This is a genomic window from Dehalococcoidia bacterium (genome assembly GCA_041653995.1).
Taxonomy (GTDB): domain Bacteria; phylum Chloroflexota; class Dehalococcoidia; order GIF9; family UBA5629; genus CAIMUM01.
Map to the genome: position 1 here is coordinate 1 of JBAZEK010000068.1, position 2,743 is coordinate 2,743.

Genomic DNA, 2,743 nt, shown 5'->3' on the forward strand with positions numbered 1-2,743 from the left:
AGTGCTTCTGTGGCCTCAAGCCCGGCGACGTCCGGGAATACGATGGCTGGGTCTGGAAGAACGAGATGTTCCAGTAAACCCTTTCATCCTTTTTTCTTTGCTTCGATGCCATAGTATTATTGATAATCATGGCTAGACAAATCAAAGATGTTTGGTCCAGGCTCGTGAAGAATCCCCAGTTCAGCAACACCCAGGGCATGATGGATTGCATCAAGACCCTGCCGGTCGCGGAGATGGTGATTCCCAAGAGCCCGGAAGGTATAGACCTGGTCGACTACCGGCTGACGAGGAACAAGGATACCCTTGCCCCCTATGGCATCGTATCCAGCGCATACGGGCTGCTGCAACACTATGAGGTCGCGGTACCCATGCTGGACGCCGTGGAGGAGCATGGCCTGACCCCCTACGGCGGGTTCAGGGAGCCCATGCCAGGACGCATGGTCGCGTCCTCCTTCTTCAAAGAGGAGAGCATGATGCGCGAGGTCCGCGTCGGTGACGTCGTGGCCTTCGGCTTCGAGTGGTTCAACGGCCAGGATGGAATGATGGGGTATGGCCTGAAAGGCATGGCCATGCGACTGAGATGCACCAACGGCATGACATCCACAGAGTTCCTGGGAGCGTTCCGCGAGGTCCACTTCAAGAACCACACCGAGGGTGTCAAGAGGTTCGCCGGTGCCATCGAGAACATCATGAAGGGCATACCTTCGTATGAGAAGGCGGTCGCATCCGCTGCCGAGACGCGCATTCCCTTCGCGGAGCTTAGACCTCTGCTGGTCGGTGCCGGGCTATCCATACGCATGGCCGATGACGTGGGCTCAGAGCTGCCTGGTCTCGTACCGGACGTGTCCTTCAGCGTGGACTCTCCCCCGACCGCGTGGGACATCCACAACTCCCTGACATCGTTCGGCTCGCACCAGGACCGCACCTACTCGGGGTTCAACCACATATCATCGGTGGCGAACAAGCTGCTGATTGTGGACGACTTCCCCAGGTACGTGGAGGCTGGCAAAGAGGTCATCCTGATAGAGGAGCAGAAGAAAAAGAAGTAAACCTTTTCTTTTTTATTATTTCGTTCGCATAGTTTATTAGGTGAATTATGACCGAGAACTGGAAAATCAAATCATACAGTGCTCCAGGTAGCAAGTACGTGGGACCGCAGGAGGTCGATGTTATCACCTGCCCAGTCTGTGGTTGGTCCGAGGGCGTGGTCTTCATGCCCAAGGAGTGCCCGGAATGCGGATTTAAGCCGGAGCCGGAGGATGAATAATGACATCATGCCCAGATTGTGGGAGCTTCGATTACAGCTCGGAGATGGTGCATGGCCAGGCGCTGTGCACCTGCGCATCCTGTGGCTGTCAATGGTGGGACGATTCCGAGGAGCAGTACAAGGACAAGCTCAGGGAGCAGGACGAGAAGGAGGCGCAGGAGTGCGCGAGGGCTGCGGAGCTGGATTGCGAGAATGAGTAACCCCTTTTTTCTTTTCTTCGATGAGATACTTTATTTGATAATCATGAGCGAGATTTCCAGAGATGAAATGAAGGCGGTCATCCGCCAGGCAATAGATGAGAAGGGGAGAATGTACGTCATCGCCGCGATGGTCGAAGGCTCCATCGGCTACCATACGCCAAGCCACGCCAGTCGTCTGGTGGACGACTTCCTGGAAGGGAAGGAGAAGTGCTATTGCGAGCGAGCAATGGCCTGCTATCACGACGACCTAATCACCATGATGTATTGGGACGTCTACGTCTTCAACCACATGGAGGCGACGGACCGAAGGGACCGGATTATCGAGGAGTGCAAGGCCATCATGGCCATGGACTCCGAGACCCAGGAACTCATCGGCCTGATGTGGCCTACGATGAGCGTGTGAGGATGTACTGCGACCAGTGTAAGGAGTACCACACTCCCTCCCCTGGAGGTAAGAAGGCCTGCCCCAAGTGCGGGGCAGAGATGACCGTCCCCCAACTGCGCAAGCGGGACGAGGAATGCCATATGCCCCCAGTGCGCAGAATCTACGAGTGGAGGAAACGGAGCAAGAAGGTAAACGATGACCATGGAAAAGAGGGCATAATCAGGAGGCGATAAATGTGAAGGTAATAGCTGGATGCGGCCATCCCGGTGACATCAACGGATGGACCGACAGAGCGATGATGAGGCGCGACTCCACCCACCACCGCTGGTCGAGGGCGTTGAGAAAGTATGTGGGCAAGACCGTGTACCTCGGGGGTGGAGGCGTTCCGGGACTGTCCAAAGGTGTATTGGAATCGGTATCGTTGACGGAGAAGAACGGCCATAAGCTGGTCAAGGTCAGGGTCAAGGACCTCAGGTCCGTGGGCTCCGGCCACGCCCTCAACAAGGGGTTGGAAGGCAGCTTCGAGGGCGTATTGGGCTCCTGGCAGATACTGGTCAAGTAAACCTCTTCTTTTTATTTCCACGATTCCATACTTAATTGACGTTAGGCCGGAAAGGGCGGCTGGTACTGGTCCACGGGGCTCGCACTGGTCCACAAGCCGGTGCCAGGGGTTTGAATATCCACCTGTCACACCGCCTCCGTGAGCCTGACGCTGAAGTTGATTCCAATGATTGAGAACGTGAAGATAATCAAGGTGCACTCCAACGACGAGGTGGTCGGCATAACGACCGGCCAGCTCAGGGCATGGCATATCTGGCGCACCGAGAACGAGATATATGACTACAAGTTCGCGGTCCAGACCGTTGAGGAGGCGGCGGAGCTGTTGAAGGC

At 56.0% G+C, this 2,743-nt stretch carries 6 protein-coding genes; all 6 read left to right on the top strand.

Translation table 11 applies throughout. The annotated features are described in order from the left end of the window. Positions 1 to 128 precede the first annotated feature (128 nt). Genes WC359_15485 through WC359_15510 form a run of 6 tightly spaced genes read left to right on the top strand, consistent with a single transcriptional unit; the run spans position 129 to position 2,414 of the window. Positions 129 to 1,049 carry a hypothetical protein gene (locus tag WC359_15485; GenBank protein ID MFA5401854.1) on the top strand — a complete coding sequence of 307 codons (921 nt, stop codon included), beginning with the start codon at positions 129 to 131 and terminating at the stop codon, positions 1,047 to 1,049. Positions 1,050 to 1,096: 47 nt separating this feature from the next. Continuing rightward, complete coding sequence (locus tag WC359_15490) at positions 1,097 to 1,267, top strand: hypothetical protein (GenBank protein MFA5401855.1); 171 nt, start codon at positions 1,097 to 1,099, stop codon at positions 1,265 to 1,267. Continuing rightward, complete coding sequence (locus WC359_15495) at positions 1,267 to 1,467, top strand: hypothetical protein (GenBank protein ID MFA5401856.1); 201 nt, start codon at positions 1,267 to 1,269, stop codon at positions 1,465 to 1,467. The genes WC359_15490 and WC359_15495 overlap by 1 nt, the downstream gene beginning before the upstream one ends. Further along, on the top strand, positions 1,460 to 1,870 hold the full coding sequence (locus tag WC359_15500; protein ID MFA5401857.1) for a hypothetical protein: 411 nt from the start codon (positions 1,460 to 1,462) through the stop codon (positions 1,868 to 1,870). The genes WC359_15495 and WC359_15500 overlap by 8 nt, the downstream gene beginning before the upstream one ends. Next, positions 1,849 to 2,085 carry a hypothetical protein gene (locus WC359_15505; protein ID MFA5401858.1) on the top strand — a complete coding sequence of 79 codons (237 nt, stop codon included), beginning with the start codon at positions 1,849 to 1,851 and terminating at the stop codon, positions 2,083 to 2,085. Before WC359_15500 ends, WC359_15505 begins: the two co-directional genes overlap by 22 nt. A 2-nt stretch (positions 2,086 to 2,087) precedes the next feature. Then, a complete protein-coding gene (locus WC359_15510; protein ID MFA5401859.1) occupies positions 2,088 to 2,414 on the top strand; it encodes a hypothetical protein in 327 nt (108 codons plus the stop codon). The last annotated feature ends 329 nt before the right edge of the window (positions 2,415 to 2,743 follow it).